The organism is Amycolatopsis sp. Hca4 (genome assembly GCF_013364075.1).
In the GTDB taxonomy this organism is placed as follows: domain Bacteria; phylum Actinomycetota; class Actinomycetes; order Mycobacteriales; family Pseudonocardiaceae; genus Amycolatopsis.
Window position 1 is genome coordinate 5,641,532 of sequence record NZ_CP054925.1, and the last position, 14,322, is coordinate 5,655,853.

General features: G+C 70.1%; 14 protein-coding genes. All 14 read right to left on the reverse strand.

Annotated features, from left to right (window positions below; genetic code table 11):
* Positions 1–8: 8 nt before the first annotated feature.
* The gene (gene nuoK, locus HUT10_RS24730; protein ID WP_003081840.1) at positions 9–308 is read right to left on the reverse strand and encodes an NADH-quinone oxidoreductase subunit NuoK; all 300 of its coding nucleotides are present in this window, start codon (positions 306–308) and stop codon (positions 9–11) included.
* Positions 305–1,168, reverse strand: a complete 864-nt coding sequence (locus tag HUT10_RS24735; RefSeq protein ID WP_176173383.1) for an NADH-quinone oxidoreductase subunit J — start codon at positions 1,166–1,168, stop codon at positions 305–307. The genes nuoK and HUT10_RS24735 overlap by 4 nt, the downstream gene beginning before the upstream one ends.
* Positions 1,165–1,689 carry an NADH-quinone oxidoreductase subunit NuoI gene (gene nuoI, locus HUT10_RS24740; protein ID WP_003081846.1) on the reverse strand — a complete coding sequence of 175 codons (525 nt, stop codon included), beginning with the start codon at positions 1,687–1,689 and terminating at the stop codon, positions 1,165–1,167. Before nuoI ends, HUT10_RS24735 begins: the two co-directional genes overlap by 4 nt.
* Positions 1,676–3,025, reverse strand: coding sequence for an NADH-quinone oxidoreductase subunit NuoH (nuoH, locus tag HUT10_RS24745; RefSeq protein WP_176173384.1), 1,350 nt, complete (start codon positions 3,023–3,025; stop codon positions 1,676–1,678). The genes nuoI and nuoH overlap by 14 nt, the downstream gene beginning before the upstream one ends.
* Positions 3,022–5,493, reverse strand: coding sequence for an NADH-quinone oxidoreductase subunit G (locus HUT10_RS24750; RefSeq protein WP_176173385.1), 2,472 nt, complete (start codon positions 5,491–5,493; stop codon positions 3,022–3,024). Before HUT10_RS24750 ends, nuoH begins: the two co-directional genes overlap by 4 nt.
* Complete coding sequence (gene nuoF / locus HUT10_RS24755) at positions 5,490–6,785, reverse strand: NADH-quinone oxidoreductase subunit NuoF (protein WP_176173386.1); 1,296 nt, start codon at positions 6,783–6,785, stop codon at positions 5,490–5,492. The genes HUT10_RS24750 and nuoF overlap by 4 nt, the downstream gene beginning before the upstream one ends.
* On the reverse strand, positions 6,785–7,642 hold the full coding sequence (gene nuoE, locus HUT10_RS24760) for an NADH-quinone oxidoreductase subunit NuoE (protein ID WP_176173387.1): 858 nt from the start codon (positions 7,640–7,642) through the stop codon (positions 6,785–6,787). Before nuoE ends, nuoF begins: the two co-directional genes overlap by 1 nt.
* Entirely contained in the window at positions 7,639–9,018 is a 1,380-nt protein-coding gene (locus HUT10_RS24765) for an NADH-quinone oxidoreductase subunit D (RefSeq protein WP_176173388.1), read from the reverse strand. The genes nuoE and HUT10_RS24765 overlap by 4 nt, the downstream gene beginning before the upstream one ends.
* Positions 9,015–9,764 carry an NADH-quinone oxidoreductase subunit C gene (locus HUT10_RS24770; protein WP_176173389.1) on the reverse strand — a complete coding sequence of 250 codons (750 nt, stop codon included), beginning with the start codon at positions 9,762–9,764 and terminating at the stop codon, positions 9,015–9,017. Before HUT10_RS24770 ends, HUT10_RS24765 begins: the two co-directional genes overlap by 4 nt.
* A gap of 4 nt (positions 9,765–9,768) precedes the next feature.
* Positions 9,769–10,317 carry an NADH-quinone oxidoreductase subunit B family protein gene (locus HUT10_RS24775; protein ID WP_176173390.1) on the reverse strand — a complete coding sequence of 183 codons (549 nt, stop codon included), beginning with the start codon at positions 10,315–10,317 and terminating at the stop codon, positions 9,769–9,771.
* A gap of 4 nt (positions 10,318–10,321) precedes the next feature.
* The gene (locus tag HUT10_RS24780; RefSeq protein ID WP_176173391.1) at positions 10,322–10,741 is read right to left on the reverse strand and encodes an NADH-quinone oxidoreductase subunit A; all 420 of its coding nucleotides are present in this window, start codon (positions 10,739–10,741) and stop codon (positions 10,322–10,324) included.
* A gap of 467 nt (positions 10,742–11,208) precedes the next feature.
* A complete protein-coding gene (locus HUT10_RS24785; protein ID WP_176173392.1) occupies positions 11,209–12,495 on the reverse strand; it encodes a geranylgeranyl reductase family protein in 1,287 nt (428 codons plus the stop codon).
* A 10-nt stretch (positions 12,496–12,505) separates the two neighbouring features.
* On the reverse strand, positions 12,506–13,195 hold the full coding sequence (locus HUT10_RS24790) for a class I SAM-dependent methyltransferase (protein WP_176173393.1): 690 nt from the start codon (positions 13,193–13,195) through the stop codon (positions 12,506–12,508).
* Positions 13,196–13,218: 23 nt separating this feature from the next.
* Positions 13,219–14,322: a glycosyltransferase gene (locus HUT10_RS24795; RefSeq protein WP_176173394.1), complete on the reverse strand. Its 1,104-nt coding sequence runs from the start codon at positions 14,320–14,322 to the stop codon at positions 13,219–13,221.

Here is a 14,322-nt window from a genome sequence, read left to right on the forward strand (position 1 = left end):
GAGGTCTCCTAGTACTTCAGCAGGTTGGTGTCGTCGACCGAGGCCGAGCGCCGGGTGCGGAAGATGGCCATGATGATCGCCAGGCCGACCACGACCTCGGCGGCCGCGACGACCATGACGAAGAACGCCATGATCTGGCCGTCGAGCCCGCCGTTGATCCGGGCGAAGGTGACCAGCGACAGGTTCACCGCGTTGAGCATCAGCTCGATGCACATGAACACGACGATCGCGTTGCGCCGCACCAGCACGCCGACCGCGCCGAGCGCGAACAGCAGCGCCGACAGCAGCAGGTAGTACGTCGGGGTCATGCCTTCTCCCCCTCGGAATCAGAGCTTTCGGAGCCGACCAGCGCGTGCGCGTCCGGGTGCGGGCCCTCGTCCGAGACGAGCTTGCGTTCCTTCGCCAGCTCGATCGCCGAGGTGGACTCGATGATCGCCGACAGCGACTCCGGGGCGACCGAGCCGTCCGGCAGCAGCGCCGGCGTGGCCACGGAGTTGGCGGTGGCGAAGACACCCGGGCCGGGCAGCGGCGACGGCCGGTCGTGCTCGCCGCGGAAGCGCAGCAGCACCAGTTCCTTCTGCGACAGCTTCCCGCCCTTGGCGTGCCGGTCGGTGAAGGCCAGCACCATCGCGCCGATCGCGGCGGTGATGAGCAGTGCCGAGGTCAGCTCGAACGGGAAGAGGTAGTCGGTGAAGATCAGCTTGCCGAGCCCCTTGGGCCCGCCGCCCGCCGGTGTCGCCGAGTCGAGCGGGGTCGCCGGGGTGACGTTCTCCATCGCGCGGTAGATGCCGGTGGCCAGCAGCGCGGCCATCCCGATGCCGAGCACGGTGGCGGCGAGCCGCTGGCCGCGCAGGACTTCGACGACCGAGTCCGAGCTCTCCCGGCCGACCAGCATCAGCACGAACAGGAACAGCATCATGATCGCGCCGGTGTAGACGATGATCTGCGTGAAGCCGAGGAACGGCGCCGACTGGATCATGTACAGCGCGCCCAGGCTCAGCATCGTCAGCACCAGCCACAGAGCCGAGTGCACGGCGTTGCGGGAGAAGATCATGCCGAGCGCGCCGAGCAGCGAAAGCGGGCCGAGGATCCAGAACGCGACGGCCTCACCGGTGGTGACACCGGCGGCGGCCCCGGTCGGGGCCTGGGCCAGGAGGGCGGCGATCACTTGACGCCCTCCCCGCGTGCGAGTTCGGGGCCGTTCACGTAGTAGTCCTGCTCGTTCTCGCCGAGCCGCATCGGGTGCGGCGGCTGCTCCATGCCGGGCAGCAGCGGGGCGAGCAGGTCCTCCTTCGTGTAGATCAGCCGCTGGCGGTCGTCGTCGGCCAGCTCGTAGAAGTTGATCATCGTCAGCGACCGGGTCGGGCACGCCTCGATGCAGAGGCCGCAGCCGATGCAGCGCAGGTAGTTGATCTGGTAGTCCGCGCCGTACCGCTCGCCCGGCGAGTACCGGGCTTCCTCGGTGTTGTCACCGCCCTCGACGAAGATCGCGTCCGCCGGGCACGCCCACGCGCACAGCTCGCAGCCGACGCACTTCTCCAGGCCGTCCGGGTGCCGGTTCAGCTGGTGGCGCCCGTGGTACCGCGGCGCGGCCGGCGCGCCGGCCTCCGGGTACTCCTCGGTGGCGACCTTCTTGAACATCATCCCGAAGGTGACGCCGAAGCCCTTGACGGGATCAAGAAACCCCATCTTGCGCTCCTTCCTTTGCGGTACCGACGGCCGCCGGCTTGCGGCGGGCCGCCTTCGCCTCGGCCTTGGCCAAAGCCTTCTGACGCGGGGTGGTCTGCGGGACCTTGAGGTCCAGCGGCGGGACCGGGAAACCGCCGCCGGTCACCGGGATGCTCTCGCTCTCCTCTTCGCGGCCCGCCGCGCGGACGTAGAAGAACAGCGCGACGACGATGAAGATGGCGACCGCGGCGATGATGATGGTCGCGGTGTTCCAGGTGATGACCTTCGCGAAGGTCACCATGATGATCCACAGCAGGTTCAGCGGGACCAGGACCTTCCAGCCCAGCCGCATGAACTGGTCGTAGCGCAGGCGGGGCAGCGTGCCGCGCAGCCAGATGAACCCGAAGAGCAGGACGAACATCTTCGCGAAGAACCACAGCACCGGCCACCAGCCGGTGTTGAGCACGTTGTTCCCGATCAGCGACAGCGGCCACGGGGCCATCCAGCCGCCGAGGAACAGCGTCGTCGCGAACGCCGAGACGATCACCATGTTGACGTACTCGGCGAGGAAGAACATCGCGAACTTCATCGAGCTGTACTCGGTGTGGAAGCCGCCGACCAGCTCCGACTCGGCCTCCGGGAGGTCGAACGGCGCGCGGTTGGTCTCGCCGACCATCGAGATCAGGTAGATCACGAAGCTCGGCACCAGGTAGAGGAACCACGCCGGCTGCTGCTTGGCGACGATGTCGGCCAGGTCGAGCGACCCGGCCTGCAGGATCACCGCGACGATCGACAGGCCCATCGCGATCTCGTAGGAGATCACCTGCGCCGCCGAGCGCATGCCGCCGAGCAGCGGGTACGGCGAGCCCGAGGCCCAGCCGGCGAGCACGATGCCGTAGACGCCGATCGAGGAGCAGGCCAGGATCACCAGCGCGCTGACCGGCAGGTCGAGCAGCTGCAGCACGGTCCGCTCGCCGAAGATCGACACGACCGGCCCGAACGGGATGGCCGAGAGCGCGATCAGCGCGGGGACCGCGGAAAGCACCGGCGCGAGGAAGTACACCTTGCGGTCGGCGGTGTCCGGGATGATCTGTTCCTTGAACGGCAGCTTGATCGCGTCCGCCAGCGACTGCAGGTAGCCGCCGGGGCCGACCCGGTTGGGGCCGGGCCGGTTCTGCATCCGGCCGACCGCCTTGCGCTCCCAGACGATCAGGAAGATCGTCAGGATCGGCCCGATCAGCAGGATGACCACGCACTTGAGCAGGATCAGCCACAACGGGTCGTCCGCCAGCAGCGCCGCCCGCGTCGCCGCGTCGGGGACGCTCCCGACGGCGGCTTCGGTCAGCAGCGGGGTCATTGCCCACCTCCAGCGAGGTTCACGACGGCGCCGTGGCCGGCACCGAGCGTCTTGAACACGGCGGAGCCGTCCGAGTTGCCCGGCAGCCACACGACGCCGTCGGGCAGGTCGGCGATCTCCACCGGCAGCGTGATCGCACCGCGCTCGGTGCTCACCGTGACGGTGACACCCAGCCCTGCGGCGGTCTTCGCCGAGAGCCGCGCGACCGGCGTGCGCTGGGTGCCCTTGAGGTGCGGCTCGCCGTCCTGCAGGGACCCGTTGTCGATCAGCTGGCGCCAGGTCGAGAGGACCGCCTGCCCGTCACCCGGCGACGCGGGCGGGGCGACCTCGGCGGCGACGTGGCTCCAGCGCAGCGCCGAGGCCTGGCCCAGCTTCCCGAAGTCACCGCGCGCGGCGGCCGGCGTCTGCGTGAACAGGTCCGCGTCCATCTCGACGGCGAGCGTGTCGAGCACCCGGCAGTCCGGCAGGGCGCCGGTGCCTTCGATGGTCGTGTCGAACGGGCGGGTGCGGCCCTCCCAGTTGAGGTAGCTGCCGGACTTCTCGTCCGACGCGGCCACCGGGAGCACCACGTCCGCGCGCTCGGTCACCGCGCTGTGCCGCAGTTCGAGGCTGACCACGAACCCGGCGTTGTCCAGCGCGCGCAGCGCGAGGTCCGGGTCCGGCAGGTCGTACGGGTCGACCCCGCCGACGACCAGGCCGCCGAGCTCGCCCGCCGAAGCGGCCAGCAGGATGTCGGTCGTGTCGCGGCCCGGGGTGGCCGGGAGCGGGACGCCCCAGGCGTTTTCGACGGCGACGCGGGCGGCGTCGTCGCCGACCCGGCGGCCACCGGGCAGCAGCGACGGCACGCAGCCGGTCTCCAGCGCGCCCCGGTCACCGGCGCGGCGCGGGATCCACGCGAGCCGGACGCCGGTGCGCTCGACCAGGTCGTGCAGGGCGGCGAACAGGCCGGGGACCGCGGCGGCGCGCTCGCCGACCAGGACGACCGCGCCTTCGCCGCGCAGGGCCTCGTCGAGGTCCGGCGCGTGCTTGGCGATGCCTTCGACGGCCGCGGCCTCCTGGCCGGGGACGCAGGCGAGCAGTTCACCGAACGTCTTGCGCACCGACGACGTCGTCCACTGTCCCAAGTGGACGACCCGGGTCTTGTTCCGGCGGGCCGCCTTGCGCAGCCGCAGGAACACGATCGGGGCTTCGTCCTCGGGCTCGAAGGCGACGCACAGGACCGTGCGGGCCCGCTCGATCTCGCCGAAGGTGACGCCGGACTCCGGCGTCGTGCCCACGACGTGCGAGGTGAGGAACGCGAGTTCCTCGGCCGAGTGCGGGCGGGCGCGGAAGTCGACGTCGTTGGTGCGCAGGGCGACGCGGGCGAACTTCGAGTACGCGTAGGCGTCCTCGACGGTCAGCCGGCCACCGGTCAGCACCGCGGCGCCGCCGTTCGCGCGGGCCTCGGTCAGGCCCGCGGCGGCGATGCGCAGCGCGTCGGTCCAGGACGCTTCTTCCAGCTCACCGGTCTCGTGGTTGCGGACCAGCGGCCGCTTGATGCGGTCCTCCGCGCCGGTGTAGCGGAAGGCGAACCGGCCTTTGTCGCAGATCCACTCTTCGTTGACCTCGGGGTCGTCGCCGGCCAGCTTGCGCTGCACCTTGCCGCGCCGGAAGTCGGTGCGCTCGGCGCAGCCGGAGGAGCAGTGCTCGCAGACGCTCGGCGCGGACACCAGGTCGAACGGCCGCGACCGGAACCGGTAGGCCGCGCTGGTCAGGGCCCCGACCGGGCAGATCTGGATGACGTTGCCGGAGAAGTAGCTCTGGAACGGCTGCCCGGACGTCGTCCGCGAGGCCAGGTCCAGGACGTCCGCCGTCTCCGCGGTGCCGATCTGCTGGTGGGCGCCGCGTTCGAGGAGCTCGATGAACGGGTCGCCGGCGATCTCGCGGGAGAACCGGGTGCAGCGCTGGCAGAGCACGCAGCGCTCGCGGTCCAGCAGCACCTGCGTGGAGATCGGCAGCGGCTTCGGGAACGTCCGCTTGGTGTCGACGAACCGGGACTCGGTCCGGCCGTGGGCCAGCGCCTGGTTCTGCAGCGGGCACTCGCCGCCCTTGTCGCAGATCGGGCAGTCCAGCGGGTGGTTGATGAGCAGCAGCTCCATCACGCCCTGCTGGGCCTTGTCCGCGACCGGCGAGGTCAGCTGCGTCTTGACGACCATGCCGTCGGCGACGGTCATCGTGCAGGACGCCTGCGGCTTCGGCATCGGACGGCCGCCCATTTCGACCTCGACCAGGCACTGGCGGCAGGCGCCCGCCGGGTCGAGGAGCGGGTGGTCGCAGAACCGCGGGATGACCGTGCCGAGGCGTTCGGCCGTGCGGATGAGGAGCTCGCCCTTGGGGGCGATGACCTCTTCGCCGTCGATGACCAGTTTGACGTGGCCCTCGGGGACCGGCGTCTCGGTGGTCTCGGGCTTGTCGGGCGCGATCGTCATGCCTGCGCTCCCACGAGTTCGGGCTTCGTCTGTTCGTGGCGGTTGGCTTCGCACAGCGCGAGGAACTCCTCGCGGAAGTACTTGATACCGCTCTGGATCGGCGACACCGCGCCGTCGCCGAGGGCGCAGAACGACCGGCCGAGGATGTTGTCGCAGACGTCGAGGAGGGTGTCGATGTCCTCCTCGGTGCCGTGGCCTTCGACCATGCGCTCGAGGATCTGCGCCAGCCAGTACGTGCCTTCGCGGCACGGCGTGCACTTGCCGCAGGACTCGTGCTCGTAGAACTGCGTCCACTTCATCACGGCCCACGGCACCGACACGGTCTCGTTGAAGACCTGGACGGCGGTGGTGCCCAGCATCGACCCGGCTTCCGCCGCGCCCTCGAAGTCCAGGGGAACGTCGAGGTGCTCGGCGGTGAACATCGGGGTGGACGAGCCGCCGGGGGTCCAGAACTTGAGCGGGATGCCGTCCTTCATGCCGCCTGCCATGTCCAGGAGCTCGCGCAGCGTGGTGCCGAGCGGGCACTCGTACTGGCCGGGCTTCTCGACGTGGCCGGAGATCGAGTAGATCTTCGGGCCGGGCGACTTCTCGCGGCCCATCTCGCGGAACCAGCTGGAACCGGCGTTGACGATGTAGGGCGCGCTGGCGATGGTCTCGACGTTGTTCACCGTGGTCGGCGCGGCGTACAGCCCGGCGGCCGCGGGGAACGGCGGCTTGAGCCGCGGCTGGCCGCGACGGCCTTCCAGCGAGTCCAGCAGCGCCGTCTCCTCGCCGCAGATGTACGCGCCCGCGCCGGCGTGGACGGTGATCTTGAGGTCGAAGCCCGAGCCGAGGATGTTCTCGCCCAGGTAGCCCGCCGCTTCGGCTTCGCGCACGGCCGCGTTGAGGCGGCGGATGCAGTGCAGGGCTTCGCCGCGGACGTAGATGAAGCAGTGGTTGGACCGCATCGCGTACGAGGCGATGATGCAGCCCTCGATGAGCGAGTGCGGGTCCGCCATCATCAGCGGGATGTCCTTGCAGGTACCGGGTTCGCCCTCGTCGGCGTTGATCACCAGGTAGTGCGGCTTGTCGAAGTTCGGCGGCATGAACGACCACTTGATGCCGGCCGGGAAGCCCGCGCCGCCGCGGCCGCGCAGGCCGGAGTCCTTGATCAGCTGGACGAGCTGCTCCGGCGTCCCGGCCAGTGCCTTGCGGATCGCCGTGTAGCCCTCGAGTGCTTCGTACTGCCCGATCGTCCAGGAGTTCGGCGACAGCCAGCGCTTCGTGAGGACGGGAGTGATGGGGTCAGCCATTACTTCTTCTCCACTTCTGGCAGCGGGACATCGGACGCCACCGGGGCGACCCAGCCGCGGTCCTGCGCGAGCTTCGCGCCCCGCAGCGTCTCGACGGCCTGCGACGGGCCGTCGACGTCCCGGCGGTAGGTCCGCTCGTCCTCCGGGAAGAACCCGGCGAGCTGCAGCTCGGCGCCCTTGAAGCTGGTCAGCGGGGCACCGCGCGTCGGGGCCGGCTTCTTGCCGGCCTGCAGCGCGTCGACCAGGGCGACGGCCTTCTCCTCGGTCTGGTTGTCGAAGTACTCGTAGTTGACCTGGATGACCGGGGCGAGGTCGCAGGCCGCGAGGCATTCGGCGTGTTCGAGGGTGATCGAGCCCGGCTCGTTCGGCGTGCCCGCGGTCTCGTTGTGCCCCAGCGGGTTCTCCTCGGAGCCGAGGTGCGTCTGGAGCTTCTTGTAGATCGCGTCGCCGCCCATGGCCGCGCACAGCGTGTTGGTGCAGACGCTCACGAGGTGCTCGCCGCACGGGCGGCGCTTGTACATCGTGTAGAACGTCGCGACCGCGCTGACCTCGGCGTCGGACAGGTCGAGCTGCTTCGCGCAGAACGCGATGCCCTCCTGGCTGACGTACCCCTGCACCGACTGCACGAGGTGCAGCATCGGCAGCAGCGCCGAGCGGGACATCGGGTAGCGCGCGATCAGCTCCTGCGCCTTCGCGTGGATGTCCGCGTCGAAGATGTCTTCCAGCGGCGTCTCGGTGATGATCCCGGCGGCGACCGCCGGGTCCGGCGCGATGGCGACGACGTCGGTGTCGGGCCCGGCCGCGGCGTGCGTGGTGTCCGCGTAGTTCGGCCCGGGCTCGGGAACTGCTGTGGTCATCGGTCCACTCCCCCCATGACGGGGTCGATCGAGGCGATGGCGGCGATCACGTCGGCGACCAGGCCGCCTTCGGCCATGGCGGGCATCGACTGCAGGTTCACGAAGCTCGGTTCGCGCACGTGGACCCGCAGCGGCCGGGTGCCGCCGTCGGAAACCAGGTGCGCGCCCAGCTCGCCGCGCGGCGACTCGACCGAGGTGTAGACCTGCCCGGCCGGCACCTTGAAGCCCTCGGTGACCAGCTTGAAGTGGTGGATCAGGGACTCCATCGACTGGCCCATGATCTTCTTGACGTGCTCGAGCGAGTTGCCCATGCCGTCGCTGCCGATCGACAGCTGCGCGGGCCAGGCGATCTTCTTGTCCTCGACCATGACCGGGCCCGGCTCGAGCTTCTCGAGGCACTGCTCGATGATCTTGAGGCTCTCGTGCATCTCGTGGACGCGGATCAGGTAGCGCGACCAGCAGTCGGCACCGTTGTCCACCGGCACGTCGAAGTCGAACTCGTCGTAGCAGGAGTACGGCTCGGTCTTGCGCAGGTCCCACGGGAGACCGGCCGACCGCAGCACCGGGCCGGTGACGCCGAGCGCGAGGCACGCGTCGACCGGCAGGTAGCCGACGCCCTTGAGCCGGTTGCGCCAGATCGGCTGGCCGGTGAAGAGCTTGTCGTACAGCGGAAGGCGCTTCTTCATCGTCTTGACGAAGTCGCTGACCTTCTCGTGGTAGTCGGCCGGCATGTCCTGCGCGAGGCCGCCGGGGCGGATGAACGCGTGGTTCATCCGCAGGCCGGTCAGGTGCTCCAGCAGGTGCAGCACCTCTTCGCGCTCGCGGAAGCCGAGCGTCATCGCGGTGGTGGCGCCGAGCTCCATGCCGCCGGTGGCGATGTAGACCAGGTGCGAGCCGATCCGGTTGATCTCGAGCAGCATCACGCGCAGCAGCTGCGCGCGGCGCGGGGCTTCGATCTGCAGCAGCTTCTCGACGCCGAGGCAGTACGCCATCTCCGTCGAGAGCGGGGCCAGGTAGTCCATCCGCGTCACGAAGGTGACGCCCTGGGTCCAGGTCCGGTACTCGCAGTTCTTCTCGATGCCGGTGTGCAGGTAGCCGATGACCGACCGCAGCTGCGTGACGGTCTCGCCCTCCATCTCCAGCACGAGCCGGAGCACGCCGTGCGTCGACGGGTGCTGCGGGCCCATGTTGATGACCATGCGCTCGTCGTGCGCCGCGTCGGCGATGACGTCGTCCCAGTCGCCGCCGGAGACCGTGTAGACGCGGCCTTCGGTGGTGTCGCGGGAGTCGGCGTAGTTCGCGCTGTCGGTGCTGTCGCTGCCGGCTTCCGTCGTGCTCGTCCCGGTCGTGACGTCCGACAGGTTTTCGGTGCTCACGAGTAAGACCTCCGCTGGTCCGGCGGCGGGATCTCCGCGCCCTTGTATTCGACCGGGATCCCGCCGAGCGGGTAGTCCTTGCGCTGGGGGTGGCCGTCCCAGTCGTCCGGCATCAGGATCCGGGTCAGCGCCGGGTGGCCGTCGAAGACGATCCCGAACATGTCCCAGGTCTCGCGCTCCTGCCAGTCGGCGGTCGGGTACGTCCCGACCAGCGACGGCACGTGCGGGTCCTCGATGTCGAGGGTGACCTCGAGGCGGATCCGGCGCCGGTAGGTCAGCGACGTGAAGTGGTAGACCGCGTGCAGCCGCTGCGGGACGTCGACGCCGTAGTCCACCCCGGACACCGAGGACAGCAGCTCGAAGCGGAGACCGCCGTCGTCGCGCAGCGTCTTCGCGATCGCGGGCAGGTGCTCGCGGGCGACGTAGAAGGTGATCTCGCCGCGGTCGACCGTCGTCTGCAGGATCGCCTCGACGGGGATCTTGCGCTCGGCCAGCGCGGCGTAGAACTCGTCGGCGAACTGGTCGAACCAGCCGCCGTACGGGCGCTCGGCCGGCGCCGGGCTGTACGCCGGGAGCCGGACGCCGCCGTAGCCGGAGGTGTCGCCGGTGCCGTGGACGCCGAACATGCCCTGGCGTTCGCGACCGGTGACGACCGCTTCGGCCGCGCCCGGACCCTTCGCCGTCAGGCCGGTTTCGGCTCGCTCGGCGCTGGACTGCTCTTCGCCGGGTTGGGGGTTCTCAGTCATCGCTCTACTTCTTCGCGTACTTGATCGACGACGCGACGAGCTCGGTGCGCGCCCCGCTGGCCGCGCGGAGGGCGGCGCGGCGGGCGTTGATCGGCTCGTCCTGGATCTTGGCGTGCAGCTTGAGGATCGCGTCCAGCAGCATCTCCGGCCGCGGCGGGCAGCCGGGCAGGTACATGTCGACCGGCACGATGTGGTCGACGCCCTGGACCACGGCGTAGTTGTTGAACATGCCGCCGGAGGAAGCGCAGACGCCCATCGCGAGCACCCACTTGGGGTCGGCCATCTGGTCGTAGATCTGCCGCAGGACCGGGGCCATCTTCTGCGTGACGCGGCCGGCGACGATCATCAGGTCGGCCTGGCGCGGGGTCGCGCTGAAGCGCTCCATGCCGAAGCGCGCGATGTCGTAGCGGGAACCGCCGACGGTCATCATCTCGATCGCGCAGCAGGCGAGCCCGAAGGTGGCGGGCCACAGCGAGTTCTTGCGCGCCCAGTTGACGAGGCCTTCGAGGCTGGCCAGCAGGATGCCGTTGGGGAGTTTTTCTTCCAGGCCCATGGGTCTAGTTCCAATCCAGGCCGCCGCGCCGCCACACGTAGGCGTACGCGAAGCCGACCGTCGCGATGAACAGCAGGATCTCCACCAGGCCGAACGTGCCCAGCGCGTCCGCCTGCACGGCGAACGGGTAGAGGAAGACCATCTCGATGTCGAACAGGATGAACAGCATCGCGGTGATGTAGTACGCGACCGGCATCCGCCCGGCGCCGACGAGCGGCTGCGGGGACGGCTCGATGCCGCACTCGTAGGCGGCCAGCTTGGCCTTGTTGTACCGGCTGGGGCCGACGAGCGGCCCGAGCAGGACCGACAGTACGGCGAAACCGAGCGCCAGGACGAACAAGATCACGATGGGCAGGTAGGGCTTCAGGCTCGGGGCCTCTTGCGCCAGCTGCACCGTGTCGGTCCGGGTCAGCAACGTCAGCACGGGGTCTTCGCCATCCTTTCCGCGCCGCTGCGGTTGTGCTTGTGGTGGGGAACCGCTGGGCCTCGTCGGCACCCTAAGGGACCTGGGTCACACCGCCGAGGGTCAGGGTCTCCTTACGGCCCGTGGCTGGACCGCGCCCTGCTTGTGAAATAGTTCACAAGCCACTCGTCGCGGATGTGAAGGGATTCACAAAGCATGGGGGGAGTCTAGGACGCGACTCACACTCTTGTCCCTAGTACCCCGTGTTATAAGGGTCGCCTAAGTTTTGCCGCCATCGTTGTCACGGGTCGGCAACACCGCGCGCGCGACCTGCGCGAAAGGCGTTCAAGATCGCGATCCGGCCGGACAAAACGGGCGCTGACCTGTGATCTATCCCACTGACCGCACGGCCAACTTGCTAGGCCACTCGTGTGTCCGCGCGCGAGGAAGCCCGGCACGGGAACCGTGCCGGGCTCTCGGAAATCCGGTCAGCGCGGGCTCGGCGTGACCTTCGCCAGCGCCGAAATGAGCCGGTCGACGCCGTCGCCGCCCTTGGCGTCGTAACAGCCCGACAAGCCCTTGTAGACCAGCGGCAGGAGCTTGTTGATGCGCAACCCGTACTTGGTGCAGGCGTGCATGATCTTCGGCTTGCCGATGATCTTCGCGAACACGTTGCCCAGCTGGTAGTAGCCGCCCATCAGCTCGCCGACGGCCCGCGGGTACGCCTCCAGCGCCCGCTCCCGCGATGGCCCTTCCCGCCGCGCCAGCGCTTGCACGACGACCTCCGCCGCGATCTGCGCCGACTCCATCGCCGCCGAGATGCCTTCGCCGTTGAACGGGCTGACCATGCCGCCGGCGTCGCCGAGCAGCAGCAGGCCGTCGCGGTAGTGCGGGGTGCGGTTGAAGCCCATCGGCAGCCCGGCGCCGCCGACCCTGCCGATCGCGTTCTCCTCGCGGTAGCCCCACTCCTCGGGCGTCCCGTCGAGCCACTGGCGCAGCAGCGCGCGGTAGTCGGTGTTCCGGAAGGAGGCCGACGTCGACAGCATGCCGAGGCCGACGTTGACCGTGCCGTCGCCGAGCGGGAACGCCCAGCCGTAGCCCGGCAGCAGCTTCGGGTTCCGCGGGTCGGACTTGTCCCACAGCTCGAGGTGGCCCTCGATGAACGGGTCGTCGTGGCGCGGGCTCTTGTAGTACTGGCGCACGGCGACGCCCATCGGGCGCTTCTCGTTCTTCTGGATGCCGACGCTCAGCGCGAGCCGCGCGGACACGCCGTCGCAGGCCAGCACCAGCGGCGCGTAGTACTTCACCGGCGTCTTCTCCGGGCCGACCTTCGCCTCGACGCCGACCACGCGCCCGCTCGCGTTGGTGATCGCGCTGGTGACGGTGGTGCGCTCGTAGAGCCGCGCGCCCGCCTTGACCGCGAGCTTCGCGAGGAGGTCGTCGAAGTCGTGGCGGGTGCGGGAAACGCCGTACGGCGGGTAGCTCGTCAGGTCCGGCCAGTCCAGCTCGAGCGTCAGGTCGCCGGTGAGGATCCGCAGGCCGCGGCTGTGCACCCAGCCGGCGTCCTCGCTGGTGTCGATGCCCAGGTCGATGAGCTGCTTGACGCCGCGCGGGGTCAGGCCGTCGCCGCAGACCTTCTCGCGGGGGAACTCGGTCTTCTCCAGCAGGAGGACGTCGACGCCCGCGCGGGCCAGGTAGGTGGCCACGGTGGAGCCAGCGGGTCCGGCGCCGACGACGATGACTTCGGCGTCCTGGTCTGCGGTGCGTCGCGTCATGAACGCGAGTTTAGGCAGGCTTTCGCGCGCGGTGGATGGCCACGACCCCGAATGTGAGGTTCAACCACTCGACGTCGGTCCACCCGGCGCTCGCGATGATCTCGCCGAGGGTGCGCTGGTCGGGCCAGGTCAGCATGGATTCGGCCAGGTACTTGTAGGCCTCGGGGTTCGACGACGTCCGGCTGCCGACCCAGGTCAGCAGCTTGAGGACGAACCGGCGGTGGACGAACCGGATGGGCGCGAACGGCGGGGTCGAGACCTCGCAGATCACCAGCCGGCCGCCGGGCTTGACCACCCGGGCGATCTCGGTGAGCGCGGCCTTCGGGTCGACGAAGTTGCGCAGCGCGAGCGAGATCGTGACGGCGTCGAAGCTCTCGTCGGCGAACGGCAGGTTGAGCGCGTCGGCCGCAACCATCGGCACGTTCCGGTGCAGGCCCGCGCGGAGCATGCCGAACGAGAAGTCGGCGGCCAGGCACCAGGCGCCACCGCGGGCGTACTCGACGGTCGACACGCCGGTGCCGGCGGCGAGGTCGAGGACTCGTTCCCCGCGGCGGGCGTCGAGCACGCGGGCGGTGGTGGTGCGCCAGCGGCGGTCGAAGCCGAAGGTCATGAACGAGTTCGCCCGGTCGTACCCGGACGCGACGCCGTCGAACATCGCGGCGACTTCGTGCGGATCCTTGTCCAGGCTTGCGCGTGACATGACCTGAGATTAGTCCGGGTCACTCAGTGGAATGTGGCCAGCATCCCGGCCACCGTCGCTGACCAGGTGAACTCCTCGGCCCGCGCCCTGGCCGCCGCCCTGCGTAACTCCTCGGGGCTTTCCAAGAGCCCGGTCACCGCTTCCGCGAACGCGGGCGCGTGGTCGTCCACCGCCGCACCGCACCCCGGGCGCACGATCTCCCGCAGCGCCGACGACGCCGACACCACCACCGGCGTTCCCGAGGCGAGGGCTTCCAGTGCGGCCAGCCCGAAGGTCTCGTGCGGGCCGGGCGCCAGGGAGACGTCGGCGCTGGCCAGCAGCCGCGCTACGTCGCCACGGCCCGGCAGGAACCCGAGGAACGTCACCGGCAGCCCCCGCGCCCGGCGTTCGAGGGCTCGCCGCCGCGGCCCGTCGCCCGCCACCACCAAACGGACCTTCGCACCCGCCTCGGTCAGCGCGGCGACGGTGTCCACGCTGCGCTCCACGTGCTTCTCGGCCGACAGCCGTCCACAGTGGACCAGTAAGGCGTCGGCACCGGAAGCCAGGTCGGTGCGCCAGCCGTCGTCGCGCATGGCGGGCCGGAAGGTCGCCAAGTCGACACCGAGCGGGACGCGGCGGACGTTCGGCGCGGCGATCCGGTCGAACTCCGCCCGCGCGAACGCCGTCGTGCAGACGACCGTGTCGTAGCCGGCGGCCATCCGCCGGTTGGCGACGTCGGCGACGCGGCGGGCCATCGGCGCGGGCAGCAGGAACTGCTCCAGCAGACGGTCGAGGCGTTCGTGGGAGATGACCGTGCTGGGCACGCCGTGGCGGCTCGCCCAGCCGCCCATCCCCCGCAGCGTCAGCCGGTCCGACACCTCCAGCCGGTCGGGCTCGAGCCTGCGCAGGACCGCGCGGACGCGGTGCGGGTCGACGGCCCGGTAGCCGCCGGTGCCCGGGATCCGCGGGGCAGGCAGGGAGAACCGGCGCACGCCGGTCGGCATCACCTCGTCGGCGTACCGGCGGCCCGGCACGACCAGCGTCACCTCGTGCCCGCTCGCGACGTAGCCGGCGCCGAGGTGGTGCAGCGCGGTGCGCAGCCCACCCGAGCGCGGGCCGTAGAAGTTCGCGAGCTGGACGATGTGCAC